Annotated in this window: 16 protein-coding genes; 4 read left to right on the top strand and 12 right to left on the bottom strand. The window is 49.4% G+C overall.

What is annotated here, in order from left to right; translation table 11 throughout:
- Positions 1–43 precede the first annotated feature (43 nt).
- The 7 genes from hflX to XMD564_RS02165 all read right to left on the bottom strand — a co-directional run bounded on the left by hflX (position 44) and on the right by XMD564_RS02165 (position 7841).
- Positions 44–1348, bottom strand: a complete 1305-nt coding sequence (gene hflX, locus XMD564_RS02195; protein ID WP_173483576.1) for a ribosome rescue GTPase HflX — start codon at positions 1346–1348, stop codon at positions 44–46.
- Positions 1349–1357: 9 nt separating this feature from the next.
- A complete protein-coding gene (gene hfq, locus XMD564_RS02190) occupies positions 1358–1597 on the bottom strand; it encodes an RNA chaperone Hfq (protein WP_173480700.1) in 240 nt (79 codons plus the stop codon).
- 112 nt (positions 1598–1709) lie between these two features.
- The gene (gene miaA, locus XMD564_RS02185) at positions 1710–2633 is read right to left on the bottom strand and encodes a tRNA (adenosine(37)-N6)-dimethylallyltransferase MiaA (RefSeq protein ID WP_371731766.1); all 924 of its coding nucleotides are present in this window, start codon (positions 2631–2633) and stop codon (positions 1710–1712) included.
- Positions 2633–4510 carry a DNA mismatch repair endonuclease MutL gene (mutL, locus tag XMD564_RS02180; protein ID WP_173507723.1) on the bottom strand — a complete coding sequence of 626 codons (1878 nt, stop codon included), beginning with the start codon at positions 4508–4510 and terminating at the stop codon, positions 2633–2635. Before mutL ends, miaA begins: the two co-directional genes overlap by 1 nt.
- Before the next feature lies 1 nt (position 4511).
- Positions 4512–5852 carry an N-acetylmuramoyl-L-alanine amidase gene (locus XMD564_RS02175; RefSeq protein WP_254443137.1) on the bottom strand — a complete coding sequence of 447 codons (1341 nt, stop codon included), beginning with the start codon at positions 5850–5852 and terminating at the stop codon, positions 4512–4514.
- A gap of 26 nt (positions 5853–5878) precedes the next feature.
- Positions 5879–6358, bottom strand: a complete 480-nt coding sequence (tsaE, locus tag XMD564_RS02170) for a tRNA (adenosine(37)-N6)-threonylcarbamoyltransferase complex ATPase subunit type 1 TsaE (protein WP_173483573.1) — start codon at positions 6356–6358, stop codon at positions 5879–5881.
- Positions 6359–6365: 7 nt separating this feature from the next.
- Complete coding sequence (locus tag XMD564_RS02165; RefSeq protein WP_173507722.1) at positions 6366–7841, bottom strand: NAD(P)H-hydrate dehydratase; 1476 nt, start codon at positions 7839–7841, stop codon at positions 6366–6368.
- Positions 7842–7907: 66 nt separating this feature from the next.
- Here XMD564_RS02165 and queG point away from each other — a divergent pair, with 66 nt between their 5' ends.
- Positions 7908–9041, top strand: coding sequence for a tRNA epoxyqueuosine(34) reductase QueG (gene queG / locus XMD564_RS02160; protein WP_173480695.1), 1134 nt, complete (start codon positions 7908–7910; stop codon positions 9039–9041).
- On the opposite strand, the gene orn is transcribed toward queG, so the two are convergent.
- Positions 9030–9572: an oligoribonuclease gene (gene orn, locus XMD564_RS02155; protein WP_173484552.1), complete on the bottom strand. Its 543-nt coding sequence runs from the start codon at positions 9570–9572 to the stop codon at positions 9030–9032. The two genes, queG and orn, sit on opposite strands and share 12 nt — an antisense overlap.
- An 89-nt stretch (positions 9573–9661) precedes the next feature.
- Between orn and rsgA the strand changes: the two genes are divergently transcribed.
- From rsgA to XMD564_RS02140, 3 genes are all read left to right on the top strand, one after another.
- On the top strand, positions 9662–10699 hold the full coding sequence (gene rsgA, locus XMD564_RS02150) for a small ribosomal subunit biogenesis GTPase RsgA (protein WP_173480693.1): 1038 nt from the start codon (positions 9662–9664) through the stop codon (positions 10697–10699).
- Positions 10700–10764: 65 nt separating this feature from the next.
- Entirely contained in the window at positions 10765–11625 is an 861-nt protein-coding gene (asd, locus tag XMD564_RS02145; RefSeq protein WP_173480692.1) for an archaetidylserine decarboxylase, read from the top strand.
- A 33-nt stretch (positions 11626–11658) separates the two neighbouring features.
- Positions 11659–12528 (top strand): folate-binding protein YgfZ, encoded by an 870-nt coding sequence (locus XMD564_RS02140; RefSeq protein ID WP_173488643.1) that lies wholly within the window; start codon positions 11659–11661, stop codon positions 12526–12528.
- Between the two features lie 3 nt (positions 12529–12531).
- On the opposite strand, the gene ung is transcribed toward XMD564_RS02140, so the two are convergent.
- From ung to prfB, 4 genes are read right to left on the bottom strand one after another with little or no spacing between them, the layout of a single operon-like run.
- Entirely contained in the window at positions 12532–13224 is a 693-nt protein-coding gene (ung, locus tag XMD564_RS02135) for a uracil-DNA glycosylase (protein ID WP_173507721.1), read from the bottom strand.
- Positions 13225–13230: 6 nt separating this feature from the next.
- Positions 13231–13665: a hypothetical protein gene (locus tag XMD564_RS02130; RefSeq protein ID WP_173483568.1), complete on the bottom strand. Its 435-nt coding sequence runs from the start codon at positions 13663–13665 to the stop codon at positions 13231–13233.
- Between the two features lie 30 nt (positions 13666–13695).
- A complete protein-coding gene (gene lysS, locus XMD564_RS02125; protein WP_173507720.1) occupies positions 13696–15195 on the bottom strand; it encodes a lysine--tRNA ligase in 1500 nt (499 codons plus the stop codon).
- A gap of 24 nt (positions 15196–15219) precedes the next feature.
- Complete coding sequence (prfB, locus tag XMD564_RS02120) at positions 15220–16314, bottom strand: peptide chain release factor 2 (protein WP_173480687.1); 1095 nt, start codon at positions 16312–16314, stop codon at positions 15220–15222.
- Positions 16315–16391: the final 77 nt, after the last annotated feature.

Here is a 16391-nt window from a genome sequence, read left to right as displayed (position 1 = left end):
GTATTGCTCCATTACTTTAAAAATCTAAAACAAGCTAAACTTGTTACCACTGCTCTTCTTCAGCCGGCAGATAGCGCTCATGCGGAATATCTAAACGGCTTAAAATCTTTCTCAGCTCCTTCTCTTGGAGCCTTACCTCTAACCTAATACGACCCTCATCGGTAAACTGTTCATCGACCACCGCGTTTTGTGCAAACAACATGGCTCTGAACTGCCCCTGATTATGATCAAGCTCCACAATCTCGTGGAACATATCATTGGCCAGACGCTCGCGCAGCGCTTGAACAAGAAGATCAGTACCTACACCGGTTCTAGCCGATAACCAAACCCGAACAGGCACGCCTTGATCATCTCGATCGATACGAGGCTCTACACCCTCGAGTCCATCAATTTTATTGTAGACCTCCAGTGTAGGAACTTCATCCGCTCCTATCTCGTGTAACACATTATTAACTTGTGCAATGTGCTCACGACGCTCTTCATCTACCGCATCAATGACATGAAGAAGCAGTGTAGCTTCAACCGTCTCTTGAAGGGTCGCACGAAAGGACTCTACTAGTTTATGGGGGAGGTCTCGGATAAATCCAACCGTGTCAGCCAAAATAACTGAACCAATATCACTTAGCTCTAGCTTTCTTAAGGTTGGATCGAGTGTCGCAAACAGCTGGTCGGCCGCATAGACGTCCGCTTCGGTAATTCGATTAAACAGTGTCGATTTACCTGCGTTGGTGTAACCAACCAGAGAGAGCGTCGGAATCTCTGCACGGGCACGTGCTCTACGGCCCTGTTCTCGCTGCTTACGAACCTTCTCTAGGCGACCGGTAATCGCTTTAATTCTGGCGCGCAGTAAGCGTCGGTCGGTTTCAAGCTGGGTTTCACCAGGGCCACGCAGACCGATACCACCCTTTTGACGCTCAAGGTGGGTCCAACCTCTGATTAGGCGAGTCGACATATGTTCAAGCTGAGCCAACTCAACCTGCAGCTTACCCTCATGAGTTCGAGCGCGTTGCGCGAAAATATCAAGAATCAGGCCTGTACGATCAAGCACTCGACACTCAATTTCACGTTCGATATTTCGTTCTTGGCCGGGGGTTAGAGAATGATCAAAGATAACCAGCTTGGCATCATGCAGGCGCACGAGCTCTGCAAGCTCTTCAACCTTACCTTTGCCTAAAAAGAATTTTGAACTGGGTTCGGAGCGAGTCCCGAAGAGATACTCAACGGGATCAGCACCGGCAGAGAGAGCCAGCTCTTCTAGCTCTCTAGGATTGTCATTCGCATTAGGTCCAGGAAAATCAATGTGGACGAGAATCGCTGTCTCGCCCGATTCGGGACGATCGAAAAACAATTAGAAACCTCAGTCAGCTGGCTTTTCGTCAACCTGAGGTAGTTTTACAGGACGAGATGGAACCACTGTCGAAACAGCGTGTTTGTAAACCATCTGGCTAACGGTGTTTTTAAGCAGAATGACAAATTGATCGAAAGACTCAATTTGGCCTTGTAGCTTGATGCCGTTCACTAGGAAGATTGATACTGGAACGCGCTCTTTGCGCAGAACGTTCAAGTAAGGGTCTTGTAGGGTTTGCCCTTTTGACATAGTCATCACCTTTAGAGTAATCGTTATTAAGAATCTACAACCGCCGCCCAACATTTCAGGCTCGAGACAATCCTCGATACAGCCATTACGTAGAGATAAAATGATATTAGATTCATGGAATCAATGCCAAAGTTTTCTTAAAAAGATTTTCACCAAAGGGATCAATCACCTCTGCACCCTGCCAGCTGCGCAACCATGTCATCTGACGTTTAGCTAGCTGACGTGTCGCTACCACTCCTTTATGGTGCATCTCTTGCCAATCCAATTCACCCTCCAAATACTGCCACATTTGGCGATAACCAACACAACGCATTGAAGGCAGATTCAGATTCAGATCCCCACGCTGACGAAGCCTAACCACTTCCGCCTCAAAGCCTTGCTCCAACATCAGATTGAAACGCAGCTCAATACGCTGATGCAGTTGAGCGCGATCTTCTGGCATTAACGCGACGGGAATGAGGTTCCACGGCAACTCTAGGGCTTTCTGTTCCTGCCAGTGGCTCTCAATACTTCGGCCTGTCATCAGAAAGACTTCCAATGCACGCTGGATTCGCTGTTGATCGTTGGGCCCCAAACGCTCACCCGAAGCCGGATCTAACTGAGCTAAGCGAGCGTGAACGGCCGGCCAACCCTCCTGCTCAGCCTGAGCCTCAATCTCCGCTCTGATCTCTGCATTGGCTTCGGGGAGTTTTGCCAACCCTTCTGCCAACGCCTTAAAGTAGAGAATGCTCCCCCCCACAAGAACAGGCAACTTGCCCTGCGCGTGTGCTTGATCGATTAATTGACGTGCATCCTCAGCAAAGTCTGAGGCTGAATAGACCTCTGTTGCATCTAAAATATCCACCAACGCATGCGGGTACTTTTCCAATGTCTCGCGATCAGGTTTGGCCGTACCAATATCCATCTCTCGGTATATAAGAGCACTATCAACACTGATAATCTCAACGTCCATATGATCAAACAGATTAAGGGCAAGGTCCGTTTTGCCTGAGGCTGTTGGCCCCATCAAAAAGAGTACTGGCAACTTTTCGGCCACTACTGCCCCCTTAGGAAGAGCTTATCCAGCTCATTCATGGTCATCTGCACATAGGTAGGACGGCCGTGGTTGCACTGACCACTTCGTTCAGTCGCTTCCATATCACGCAATAGAGCATTCATCTCTGGAAGCGTAAGCTGGCGGTTGGCCCGAACCGAGCCATGGCATGCCATGGTCGCCAACAGCTCATTAATGCTCTCTTCAATACGACTGCTACTGCCATAAACCTTCATATCGGATAGAACATCACGAACCAAGAGCGACACATCCGATCGAGCCAGTGCAACAGGCACTTCACGAATCACAACAGACTCTTGACCCATTCGCTCAACCGAGAAGCCTAACTTAGCAAACACCTCGGAACGCTCTTCAGCAATATCCACTTCGGCTTCACTTAAATTCAGAGTAACCGGAACCAATAGCGGCTGACTGCGCAATCCATCGGACTCCCATGCACTCTTCATTCGCTCGTAAACAATACGTTCATGCGCGGCGTGCATATCGACCAAGATGAGCCCCTCTGCAGTTTGGGACAAAATGTAGATGCCATGCAGTTGCGCCAATGCAAACCCCATTGGGGGAATATCTTGAGTCTCTGACGACGGGTTCAATGAACCGACCTGACTCTGGCTAGAGTTAGGGTGCAGAGCCCCATAACCGGCCAACTGCTGCTTCACTTCACCGACTGAAGGCGTTGCAGGTCGAACGTAATTAGAGAAGTTAATCCCTGAAGTGCTCCCCCCTAACCCACTGTTTGAACCCGGTGACTGAAGTGAGATGCGCTGCTGATCAAACTGCTGCTGAATCGGTTGAGCCTGCCCCTGCAAAAGGGATGACACAGAGGTATCGCTGTTCTGTTCACCCGGACGCGTTTCCGCGATCACCCGGTGAATGGTACGGAATATGAAATCGTGTACTAAGCGCCCTTCTCGGAATCGAACTTCATGCTTGGTTGGGTGTACATTGACATCAACCAGCGCCGGATCGAGCTCTAGATAGAGAACATAACAAGGGTGTCGACCGTTATACAGAACGTCTGCATAGGCTTGACGAATCGCATGAGTCACCAGTTTGTCACGAATGATGCGTCCATTAACAAAGAAATATTGCTGATCAGCTTGCGAGCGTGAATAGGTTGGTAAACCGATCCAGCCCCACAATCTGAGACCTGAGGCTTCTGCACTGATGTCTAAGCTGAGTGCATTATCAATAAAACCCGACCCAAGTAGAGAGGCTATTCGGCGCTCGCGCATCTGCTCACTGTTGGCAGGCTTCAGTTGATGAACCACACGGTTGTTGTTACTTAGCTGAAACTGAAGATCGAAACGACTCAATGCAAGACGTTTAACCACCTCTTCAAGATGTCGATACTCTGTATTCTCTGTCTTCAAAAATTTACGGCGCGCAGGGGTATTAAAGAACAGGTCACGCATCTCAACGGTTGTCCCTTGCGGATGAGCTGCCGGTGATACCTCAGCGACCATGTCACGCCCCTCCGCTTTGACCTGCCAGGCGCTATCATCATCGACTGAGCGCGACGTGAGAGTTAAACGAGAGACCGAACTGATACTGGCCAGTGCCTCACCGCGAAAGCCGAGGCTTGCCACCGCTTCAAGATCCTCAAGCGCTGTGATCTTGGAGGTCGCATGACGACTCAACGCCAGTGGCAGATCCTCTTTATCGATCCCCTTACCATCATCACGAATACGGATCAGCTTCACACCGCCCTGTTCAACCTCGACCGAGATCTTTTCTGCACCCGCATCGATGGCATTTTCCAAAACCTCCTTGACGACGGATGCGGGGCGTTCTACCACTTCACCGGCAGCGATCTGGTTGGCCAACTGCGGCGATAAAAGATGTATTCGACTGCTCATATTAACCTGCAGGTATCTTTAGAACCTGACCTACTCTAATACGATCAGACTTCAAATTATTATAACGACGCAGTGCGTCCAAACTGACGCCATTACGCTCGGCAATCATTGAGAGACTGTCACCCGGAACCACTTTATGGCTACGATTAATATCCTTAGGCACTTTCCCCTGAGCCTTCAAAGAGGCGACAAGCGTAGCCGCGGGCGGGCGCTTCCAAAAATGACTAATAATGCCGTCAGCAATCGCTTTCGCCATCCGCTTTTGGTACTTAGGATCACGAAGCTTTTTAGCCTCTTGTGAATTCGAAATGAAGCCCGTTTCAACAAGAATGGAGGGGATGTCAGGAGATTTAAGCACCACAAACCCCGCTTTCTCCACGTAGCTTTTGTGCATTTTGGCAAAGCGCGCGATGTTCTGATGAACCGCTAGCGCCACCTCTGAGCTACTGGTACGCGCATAGGTCATCGACATATCCAGCAGCACACTGGCGAGCGTCTCATCTTTATCTTCAAGACTGACACTACCGACACCGCCGATTAAATCAGCTGCGTTCTCTTTTTTCGCCAGCCAACGACCCATCTCACTGGTGGCACCGCGGTTTGAAAGAACCCAGACAGAGGCTCCGCGTGCCCGTTTGTTTTGTGCGGCGTCTGCATGAATCGATACAAATAGGTCTGCATTTTTTTGGCGCGCTTTCTTGGTACGATCACGAAGGCGGATAAAGTAGTCACCGGTTCGTGTTAGCTCAGCACGAAAGCCCGGCTGCTGATCAATCAGCTTTTTAACCTCTTTGGTGATGGCGAGAACAACCTGCTTCTCTTTAAGGCGTCCGGGGCCAAGCGCACCCGGATCTTCACCACCATGCCCCGCATCTAAAACAACAACAATTTCGCGCTGCCCCGTAGGCAAAGTCACAGGCTTAGGCGCAGCAGTGGGTTTTAATTGCGCTCCACCTTGATGGGCCAGATCGATTACCAATCGATCCCCATACTTCTCATTGGGCGCTAACGTAAAACTCGAGGGTTTCACCGGTTGCGATAGATCTAGAACGATACGCAACTTATCACTCTGTTCACCGGTTCGAATGCGACTGATAGGACTTCCCGTCAAATCAACGGTACTAAAATTGGATTTCGCTCGACCCTTGGGTATATCAATAACAATTCGATCCGGATTATCGAGGGTAAACAGGGAGTGTTCGGTGGAGCTATCCAGATCAAAGACCAATCGAGTGCTGTCAGGCGACTGCCACAAGCGCAAACTATCAACCGAAGCAGCCCAAGAGAGCAGAGGAAGCACTAACAGAGCGCAACCAAAGAAGAGTCTCTTAAACTGATTCAACGCTGATTGATTCCTTAATAACATCATTAAGCCTTAACAGACCTCAACTCTTGGAGTCTCTGCACAATGGATTGACCTAACTCGGTGCGAGCGTAGATTGTTATTTTACGTCCCAATGCTTCGGGTTCAAGGAAGAGATCTAGATCAGCTGCCGGCAAGAAACCTTCGCCCTTCTCTGACCACTCCACCAAACAGAGCGAACTGTTCTCAAAATAGTCGCGAATCCCCATATACTCGAGCTCTTCAGGATCACCCAAGCGGTAAAGGTCGAAGTGATAGACCCTACGATCATCAAACTCATAAGGTTCTACCAACGTGTAGGTAGGACTCTTCACTGCGCCTTGATGGCCTAACGACTGAATTACACCACGTGCGAGGGTCGTCTTACCCATGCCAAGGTTGCCATGCAGAAAGAGGACCCCCGAACTCATTGCACGGGAAATCAATGCACCAGCAGCGATTGTTTCAGCCTCATCTGCAAGAGACCATGAGATCGATTGTGTCACGAATTCATTACCCTAATAAACTTCTGATATGAGGAAGAAGGTCTGTCGCAATCAACCCTCTTTCACCCTCGGCACTGGCCATATCACCCGCTTTAGCATGGAGCCAAACACCTATCTGCGCAGAATCTAACAGAGAGTAGCCCTGCGCCAAAAACGTTGCGATGATACCAGAAAGCAGATCCCCCATCCCAGCCGTTGCCATACCTGGATTGCCTAGGTTGCAGATAAAGGCTTTATGACCATTGCAGACAATGCTGCCGGCACCTTTTAACACGATGACACCACCCAACTGGCTCTGAAGCGCAAATGCACTCCCGACAGGGTCAGACTGGACTTCTGCTATAGAACAGCCCAACAATCTAGCAGCCTCACCGGGGTGTGGCGTAAAGACAGCATGAGGATGAAAACCAACTTTATTCTGTGCAATAAGGTTCAGTGCATCCGCATCCACCACAGTCGGTTTATCTAAAGAGTTGACCCTTTCTAAACAGCTGAGAGCCCAATCGCTCTGCCCCAAACCGGGCCCTATCGCGATGGCATCCATGGATTGAATCATCGACTCAAAGGCCGCAATGTCACTGGCTAAACGCACCATCACCTCTGGCGTACGAGAGAGCATCGCTGTGACCGCCGATTCACTATTGGTCAGTAGCGTGACCCGCCCCGCCCCTGTTCTGAGCGCAGCTTCACTCGATAGCATCTGTGCTCCGCCAAACCCAAAATCACCGCCAATTACTACGAGGGACCCTTGACTGCCTTTGTGCGCAGCGCGATTCAGTGGAGCCATTTGGCTCAATGGTTCAGAGATCAATTGACTCTGTGACTCTGGGAAGAGCTCTGCTGGCACGCCCAAGCTATCCACCATCACACGACCAACATAGTCACGCGCTTGATTGATAAACATCCCCTGCTTGGGAGCGATAAAGGTCAAGGTCGCATCGGCCTTAACGGCAGAACCCAAGACAGATCCAGTATCAGCCGACAGGCCTGATGGGATATCCAAAGAAAACACAGGCCTTTGCTGCCGGTTAATCCAATGAATAACAGCAGCTGAGTCTGAGCGAACCTCGCCATTTAGACCGATCCCTAGCAGAGCATCAACGATGAGATCTGACTCATCAGTAAGAGCACTATCAAAAGGGTGTTTTGGAAGGTCATCAGGCAGGTCATTCCACGCCTCCAGAGCTTCACCGGTTAGCTGAACTTCAAAATCAGTGCTAGCCAGAGTGATTGTCACAGCATGACCTGTCTCATACAGCAGCTTGGCTAAAGCCAATCCATCCCCGCCATTATTGCCTGCACCACATACAACAGTAAACGAGCTGGCCTTTGGGTAGAGTCTTGTGATCCAGTGTTGCGCTGATCGTGCAGCACGACACATCAATTGATAACCCGGTATCGGCATAGACTCAATGGCCAAACGATCAATCACTTTGCATTGAGCGGCAGTAAAGAGCGAAGAGCCAATTGGGGACTCATTCATTCGAGGCACTCCTGATGCTGACTTATTTGACGTATAGTAACACCTCATCATGAAAACAAGCTGATAATGACTCGCGTGCACAAGATCGAACTGTCCAATATTGCCGAAGGTTTAAAAGAGAGAGCGAAGCAGCTTGGATTTCAGCAGTGCGCAATCACCCTGCCAGATCTACAACATGAAGCGAGCCACCTGCGTAGCTGGCTGGATAAGCACTACCATGGCGAAATGAGGTTTCTTGCCGAACATTTCGAAAAGCGAATCGATCCAACCCTGCTGGTTGAAGGCACTCAGCGTATTGTTCTACTGCGTATGGACTACCTTCCCGCCGATGTCAGCCTGTTCAAAACGTTGACCAATGCCGACAAGGGTTACATAGCACGTTACGCATTGGGGCGTGATTATCACAAGTTGATTCGAAAACGCATTAAACAGCTTGGACAGTGGTTAGAAGAGCAGTGCCAAACCACGATTAACTTCCGCCCTTTTGTCGACAGCGCTCCGATATTAGAGCGCCCGCTTGCTCGTGACGCTGGTCTGGGCTGGATCGGCAAAAATACACTACTGCTCAATAAAAGCGCGGGGTCTTGGTTTTTTTTGGGCTCACTGTTTACCGATGTCGAGCTACCTATAGATCCACCAGAAACGGCTTCACACTGCGGATTATGCACCGCTTGTTTGGATGTTTGTCCCACCAACGCATTTCCCAAACCCTATGAGCTGGATGCTCGACGATGCATCTCCTATTTGACCATAGAGTACTCTGGCAGTATTCCAGAAGAGTTACGCCCGCTGATGGGCAATCGCATCTTTGGCTGCGACGATTGCCAACTGGTCTGCCCGTGGAACCGTTTTGCTCAGCACACCCAGGAGTGTGATTTCTCGCCACGCCATCAACTCGACGATATCGATCTGATTGAGCTGTTTCAGTGGAGCGAAGAGACCTTTCTACAAAGAACTGAAGGATCAGCCATTCGCAGAACGGGCTACCAGGGATTTAAACGAAACATTGCGGTAGCCCTAGGCAACAGTAAGGGTGGTGACAGAGTCATTGAGCTGCTTGAAGCTTGTTTAGCCTCTAACGAGAGCGCGCTAATAAAAGAGCACGCTCAATGGGCGGTTGAGCATTTAAGAAATCGAACGGCCGATGCGAACGCACTGAAAATTATCGATTTCCCACTTGCTCAACGTTTAGACCTGTAAAAAGTGCTCACGATAGACTTTTAACTCTTCAATGGAGTCACGAATATCATCCAGGGCTAAATGAGCCCCCTTTTTAACCACCTTTTCAGTCACATCAGGGCGCCAGCGGCGTGCCAGCTCTTTCAGCGTGCTGACATCCAAATTACGGTAGTGGAAGAAGGCTTCTAGTTCGGGCATGTAACGATGCAAAAACTTACGATCTTGATGGATAGAGTTTCCACAAATCGGCGAAGCACCCTGGTCGACATGCTCTCTCAAAAACGCCAACATCTGCTGTTCTGCTTCGGACTCACTGGTACGGCTCTGTTTAACTCGTTCAATCAAACCTGAGCCACCATGCTGCTTTGTATTCCACTCATCCATGGCATCAATCAGTGCATCGGATTGGTGAACGGTAATCACAGGACCTTCGGCTAGAGTGTTCAATTCAGAGTCGGTCACAATCGCAGCCATCTCAATGATGCGCTCACGCTCGACATCCAGACCCGTCATCTCTAGATCGATCCAGATAAGATTATCTTGTCGTGACATGCCAAAGCTCCCTTTAAAGTGTCTAATCTTTTATGAACAAAGTATGATGCACAGTATACCGACTAACACAGCGATTTAGCAGAGATTGAATGGCGCAACGTAAAGTTAATCGCCGCCAAGCATGGCGTATTAAGAAGATTCAAGAAGAGCGTGCCGCTCGAGCCAATAAACGTGACACTCAAATCGACTCACAACTCGAAGGGGGCGATTTAGGTGCCGAACAGCGTGGCCTGATCATCTCGCACTACGGAAAACAGGTCGATATTGAAGCCTTAGATGGCGATCGTAGCGGTGAAATCATTCGCTGCCATATGCGTACCCACCTAGGGCAATTGGTGACCGGGGATAGAGTGATCTGGCGTCCCTCCCCCGATGCGGGTGTGGTCGTCGCTGTTGAGGATCGCCACTCTGAACTTAAGCGCCCAAACAATCATGGTGAGTTGAAGCCAGTCGCAGCCAACATCGATGCAATATTAATAGTCATCGCCGTCGAACCCCATGCGCACGCCAACCTGATTGATCGTTACTTAGTTGCCTCTGAACTCTCTGGCATAGAGCCTATTATTGTCTTAAATAAGACCGATCTACTCGATGACAAGCATCGTGAACGATTGATACCTCTTCTGGATAGCTATGCCGAAATTGGCTACCGCACCATCTATGCATCCACAGAGAACTCCAACGGCTTAGATGAGCTGCACGAATTCTTAAAAGATCGCACGACCGTCTTTGTTGGACAGTCTGGTGTGGGTAAATCGTCGCTGGTCAATGCGCTACTGCCTGGCGTTGATCTGAAAGTGGGCGCCCTATCTGAGTCGAATCGAACCGGGAAACATACAACGACCACTGCTCGTCTATTCCACATACCCGAAGGGGGCGATCTCATCGACTCTCCTGGCATCCGTGAATTTGGTCTATGGCACATTGATCCTAACGATCTGATTGACGGATTTAAGGAGTTTCGCCAGGTCACTGGCCACTGCAAGTTCAGAGACTGTAAGCACGAACAGGAACCTGGCTGTGCCTTCTATGATGCGATCGATATGGGCGTCATCAGCGAGCAGCGTTTTTTCAGTTATAAACAGATTTTGGACTCCATGTTGGAGTCTGACTTCACGGTTCGATAGTGAAAAAGCCCTAGCTCAGGTATCATCTCTACTCAATTTAAAGAATCACTCAGGCGGAGTTTTTAGTGAAAGATAAACTGTTCATTCTGTTTCAATACATCGTGCCACAGCACTTGTTATCACGTGCCGTTGGTCGCCTAGCTGAGTGCACAAATAGTCGTATTAAGAACTGGATTATTCAACGATTTATTAAACAGTTTAACGTCGATATGAGTGAAGCGGAGCGCCAGCAACCGGAACAGTTCATCAACTTCAATGACTTCTTCACTCGCGCCCTTAAAGAGGGAGCTAGACCGATTGCTGAGGGCGAGGATGTCGTAGTTTCACCGGCTGACGGGGCAATCTCAGAGATGGGTACCCTTCAATATGGGCGTATTTTGCAAGCAAAGGGACATAGTTACAGCGCTGTTTCTCTGCTGGGTGGTTGTACCGAGCGAGCAAAACCCTTCATCAATGGCGAGTTCGCGACCATCTACCTATCACCAAAAGATTACCACCGCGTACACATGCCAGTAGCCGGCGCACTTAAAGAGGCCTACTACGTTCCTGGTGATCTTTTCTCGGTCAACCAAACCACAGCCAACAATGTTGACAGCCTGTTTGCTCGTAATGAACGCCTAGTCTGTCTATTTGAGACAGAGCGTGGCCCAATGGCGATGGTACTCGTCGGCGCAATGATTGTTGCCGGTATAGAGACCGTCTGGAGTGGCCAGGTAGCCCCTCTCAAAAAAGAGGCTATGAAACTGTTTAGCACAGAAGCTGACGCCCCTCTTCTACTGGAGAAAGGTGCAGAAATGGGCCGATTCAAACTCGGTTCAACGGTGATCCTTCTCTACCCTGAAGGCGTAATCAATTGGCGCGACCATCTAGCGGCCGGCGCACCGGTCAAGATGGGTGAAGTCATTGCCCATCAAACAGAGTCTTAAGTGATACCACAACCCTTTTTAGTGAGCTGAGCTATGAACATTGCGATAACGGATGCCAAACTGTTCTCCGTCGAAGGCGTTGATGCAGCCTCTTTTTTACAAGGCCAGCTGACTGCTGATGTTGCTGCACTTAACACTGGGGAGCACCTCATCGCCGCACACTGCTCAATTAAGGGAAGCATGGTTGGGCTCTTCAGAGTCATGCGCATCAGTGACGAATGTTTTTGGCTGCGGGTCCATCAAGAGATCGCAGAAAGCGCCTTTAACAACCTAAAAAAATACAGCATCTTTTCCAAGGTGGAGCTTAACTTCATAGATAACGCCAATGGGTTTTGCCTATCGAAAGACTATTTAGAGTCAATTAAAAGCTCAGAGAGTGACCGATCCTTTGCTGCTCAAATCGATGCCGAGCATGTTGAGTTCTGGACCACCGATCTTGAAGTACAAAACAGATTGGCCAAGGATGCTACCGACTCATTAGAGGCTTGGTATGAGATCAATGTCCGCGCCGGTATCTTCGATTTAAGAGAGGCTACCCAAGAGACATTCATTCCTCAGATGTGTAATTTACAAGCCATTGATGGCGTCAGCTTCAGCAAGGGGTGTTACACCGGTCAGGAGATAGTAACCCGTTTACAGCATCGCGGTATTTTGAAAAAAGCGATGTACGGATTCACGCTACCGCAGGGCCATTCCATCAGCATTGGGGAGCCACTGTTTAATGCTGACCAAGTTGAGGTCGGCACCGTTGTACTGACCAGTTCAACTGATCAAACCTCTCTACTTGCTGTCATTCAACAGTCAGAAAAAGAGGGGGTGATTTTCACAGAGAGTGGCGCAGCCCTAACCGCTTTGGAACTACCTTACACCCTAGATCCAAAGTTATTTGAATCCAAGCGTTAGCCATCAACCGAACAGATCTGCCTGTCCTATCACCGGCAGCTCCCAGTTGATCTCAGAAAAGCCCTTCTCAGCGAGCCAAGCGTTGGCTTTAGAAAACGGCTGACTACCAAAAAAACCTCGGTGTGCTGATAGTGGCGAAGGGTGAGGTGATTGAATCACCAAATGCTTTGCCTGATCGATCATGCTCGTCTTTTTCTGAGCATAGCTTCCCCAGAGGATAAACACCGTGCCCGTGGAGTGTTCGTTAACCTGCTGAATGATACGATCGGTGACACTCTCCCAACCCTTGCCTTGGTGTGCATTGGCGTTGCTATCCTCTACCGTAAGGACCGCATTGAGTAAAAGGACTCCCTGCTCTGCCCAGGCTTCAAGAAAACCATGTTCTGGTGCAGCTATTCCTAAATCACTACTCAACTCTTTGTAGATATTCCTCAGAGATGGTGGCACTTGAATACCGGGTAAGACAGAGAAACTTAAACCATGCGCCTGGCCTGCCTGATGATAAGGATCTTGGCCAAGAATGACGACGCGTGTCGACTCTAGCGGGGTCAGCTCCAAAGCACGAAACCACTGATCTTGAGGTGGGTATATTGTGACACCCTCAGCTGTTCGTTGATCCAGAAACGCCATAAGAGATTGATAGCTTGGTGTCTCGGATATCTCTTTCAGCAGCTGCTGCCAACCCTTAGAAAGCATCGGCACCTACCTTGAATGCGACTGATTAAAGCTAAGTTCGGCTGAGCTTTTTATGACTCGCCCGAAAAAGGGTGAGTAGTATCGAACCTTGCCAGGCGCATGTGAGAAGTAGCCTGAGATAATGACGATCAGACAGAACAGCACCGTTGTCAGGTGAGGAGCGTTCATCGCTAACAACAGTAGAAAAATTTTAGTAATGACTGCCAAACCCCGCAGTTGAATCAACCAAATTGCATCAACGTAGAGTTCGACCAGTAGCATTAAGGAGCCAGTCGTCAGCGCCAGTATGGCATAGGGCCGCCAAAGCGATTCGGGTAAGTCGTACAAGAAAAAGCCCGCAAAACCTGCAATCCCAAAAAGGTGCAGAGTTCGCAGGCTTATACTGAGATAGCGCTTCGCTGTGAAGTCACGTTTCTGTTTGGGAAACAGCCTCGACAACACAGCAAAACCCTTCTGTACGCTTAATTGCGCTTAAGCGCGTGGACGCATTGCAGGGAATAGAATGACGTCACGAATCGATGGTGAGTCAGTCAGTAGCATCACCAAACGGTCAATACCGATCCCCTCGCCTGCTGTTGGTGGCAGTCCATACTCAAGTGCCGCAACGAAATCAGCGTCAAAGTGCATCGCCTCATCATCACCTGCATCTTTCTCAGCGACCTGTTTGCGGAAACGTTCAGCTTGATCTTCAGCGTCATTCAACTCCGAGAAGCCATTTGCTAGCTCACGACCCGCGACGAAGAACTCGAATCGATCGGTCACAAATGGGTTGTTGTCACTTCGACGAGCGAGAGGAGAGACCTCGGTAGGGTATTCTGTAATGAAGGTTGGTTGCTGCAGAAGGTGTTCAACGGTCTCTTCAAAAATCTCAATCTGGATTTTACCCAGACCCCAGCTATCTTTTACGTCGATATCCAGACGCTCGGCAATCTGACGAGCGGCATGTTCATTCGCCAATGCTTCCGCTGTGATATCAGGGTTGTACTGCAGAATGGCATCAAATACTGACAATCGGGTAAACGGCTTAGCAAGGTCGTACTCAAACGTCTCTAGCACCTCACCCTCTTCATTACGAACCGTATTGATGATGGTTGTTGTGCCTAGCACCTGCTGTGCAACGGTACGAAGCATCTCTTCCGTTAGGTCCATTAGATCTTTGTAATCAGCATACGCCTGATAGAACTCGATCATGGTGAACTCTGGGTTGTGACGTGTTGAGAGACCCTCATTACGGAAGTTACGGTTGATCTCAAATACGCGCTCGAAACCACCGACAACCAGGCGTTTCAGGTAGAGCTCTGGCGCGATGCGAAGATACATATCGATATCAAGTGCGTTGTGGTGTGTCACAAAAGGACGAGCCGATGCACCACCAGGAATCGCTTGAAGCATTGGCGTTTCCGCTTCAAGGAAACGGCGCTCGCTTAAGAACTGACGAATCGCGGCAATCACCTTAAAACGCGTCTCAAACACATCACGGGATTCAGGGTTAGTAATCAGATCAACATAACGCTGACGGTAGCGCATTTCAGTATCTTGAAGCCCTTTGTGTTTATCTGGCAGTGGGCGCAAGCTCTTTGTCAGCAACTGGTACTCTGCCATATCAACGTAGAGATCACCTTTACCTGACTTGTGCAATTCACCGCTAATGCCGACGATATCACCAAGGTCTAGCTGCTTAGCAAAGCTACGAGCCTCTTTGTTAACGTACGCCTGGATGCGGCCAGACATATCTTGGATCACCATGAACGCGCCACGGTTGAGCATCACTCGACCGGCAATAGAGACCTTAATGCCTGCAGCTTCTAGCTCCTCTTTGCTCTTCTCACCGTGTTCAGACTGCAGATCCTCTGCGTAGCTGTCGCGACGAAAAGTGTTCGGGAAGGCTTGGCCCTGCTCACGCAGTGCAGAGAGTTTTTCACGGCGCTCTGCAATCAAGCGGTTTTCATCAAGCTGTGTGTTATCAGACATGGTGTCTATTTCCTGTGTTAACTTTTAGAGACCAGCTTTTAAGCTAGCTTCAATAAACATATCCAGATCGCCGTCGAGCACGCGATCACAATTCGACGATTGAACGCCGGTGCGAAGATCTTTGATACGCTGATCATCCAGTACGTAACTGCGAATCTGACTACCCCAACCAATATCGGCTTTAGTATCTTCAACCTCTTGGGCAGCCTCACGACGTTTCAGCATCTCCATTTCGTAAAGCTTGGAGCGTAACTGCTTCATACAGTTATCTTTGTTCTGGTGCTGCGAACGCTGCGACTGACTCTGTACAACAATTCCAGATGGACCGTGGGTAATACGGACCGCCGACTCAGTTCGGTTGACGTGCTGACCGCCTGCACCGGATGCACGATAGACATCGACACGAAGATCCGCTGGATTAATGTCGATCTCAACATTGTCGTCGATCTCAGGAGAGACGAAGACAGATGAGAAAGAGGTATGGCGGCGACCACCAGAGTCAAATGGGCTCTTACGAACGAGACGGTGAACACCCGTTTCTGTTCTTAGCCAACCGAAGGCGTACTCACCCTCAAAACGAATCGTTGCAGATTTAATACCGGCCACGTCACCGTCAGACACTTCCATCAACTCGGTTTTAAAGCCTTTGCTCTCACCCCAACGAAGGAACATTCGAAGCATCATGTTGGCCCAATCCTGAGCCTCGGTACCACCCGAGCCCGCCTGAATATCTAAAAAAGCGTTACTTGAATCCGCTTCACCCGAGAACATACGGCGAAACTCAAGTTGCGATAACATGCCGCCTAGACGCTCAACTTCACTGCGAACCTCTTCAACGGTATCTTCGTCATCCTCTTCAACTGCCATCTCCAGCAGCTCCAGGCAATCAGCAGTCCCCTCAGTCAGCTCATCGATGGTCTTAATCACAGACTCAAGGCTCGATCGTTCGCGACCTAGCTTTTGTGCATGCTCTTGATCATTCCAAATATTGGGATCTTCAAGCTCACGCTCAACCTCTTCAAAGCGCTCAAGCTTCTCGTCATATTCGAGATAGCCACGCAACTCTTTAGTGCGTTCGGCATACTCTTTAAGGCTGTTAACAATCGGATTAATTTCCATAGTCGAGCAAATGTCCAAAAGGTCTTAAAAAAGGGGGCACATTTTACAGGATTTATCCTCACCTTTAAATCACCGTC

The organism is Marinobacterium sp. xm-d-564 (genome assembly GCF_013283345.1).
Lineage (GTDB): Bacteria > Pseudomonadota > Gammaproteobacteria > Pseudomonadales > Balneatricaceae > Marinobacterium_E.
The sequence above is the reverse complement of the archived record's forward strand: the minus strand, read 5'-3'. Positions and strand labels throughout refer to the sequence as shown.

Coding starts and splice junctions, on each gene's coding strand:
- hfq (WP_173480700.1), bottom strand. CDS start 1,597: ATGTCAAAAGGGCAAACCCTACAAGACCCTTACTTGAACGTTCTGCGC.
- mutL (WP_173507723.1), bottom strand. CDS start 4,510: ATGAGCAGTCGAATACATCTTTTATCGCCGCAGTTGGCCAACCAGATC.
- XMD564_RS02165 (WP_173507722.1), bottom strand. CDS start 7,841: ATGAATGAGTCCCCAATTGGCTCTTCGCTCTTTACTGCCGCTCAATGC.
- queG (WP_173480695.1), top strand. CDS start 7,908: ATGACTCGCGTGCACAAGATCGAACTGTCCAATATTGCCGAAGGTTTA.
- orn (WP_173484552.1), bottom strand. CDS start 9,572: ATGTCACGACAAGATAATCTTATCTGGATCGATCTAGAGATGACGGGT.
- rsgA (WP_173480693.1), top strand. CDS start 9,662: ATGGCGCAACGTAAAGTTAATCGCCGCCAAGCATGGCGTATTAAGAAG.
- XMD564_RS02140 (WP_173488643.1), top strand. CDS start 11,659: ATGAACATTGCGATAACGGATGCCAAACTGTTCTCCGTCGAAGGCGTT.
- ung (WP_173507721.1), bottom strand. CDS start 13,224: ATGCTTTCTAAGGGTTGGCAGCAGCTGCTGAAAGAGATATCCGAGACA.
- lysS (WP_173507720.1), bottom strand. CDS start 15,195: ATGTCTGATAACACACAGCTTGATGAAAACCGCTTGATTGCAGAGCGC.
- prfB (WP_173480687.1), bottom strand. CDS start 16,314: ATGGAAATTAATCCGATTGTTAACAGCCTTAAAGAGTATGCCGAACGC.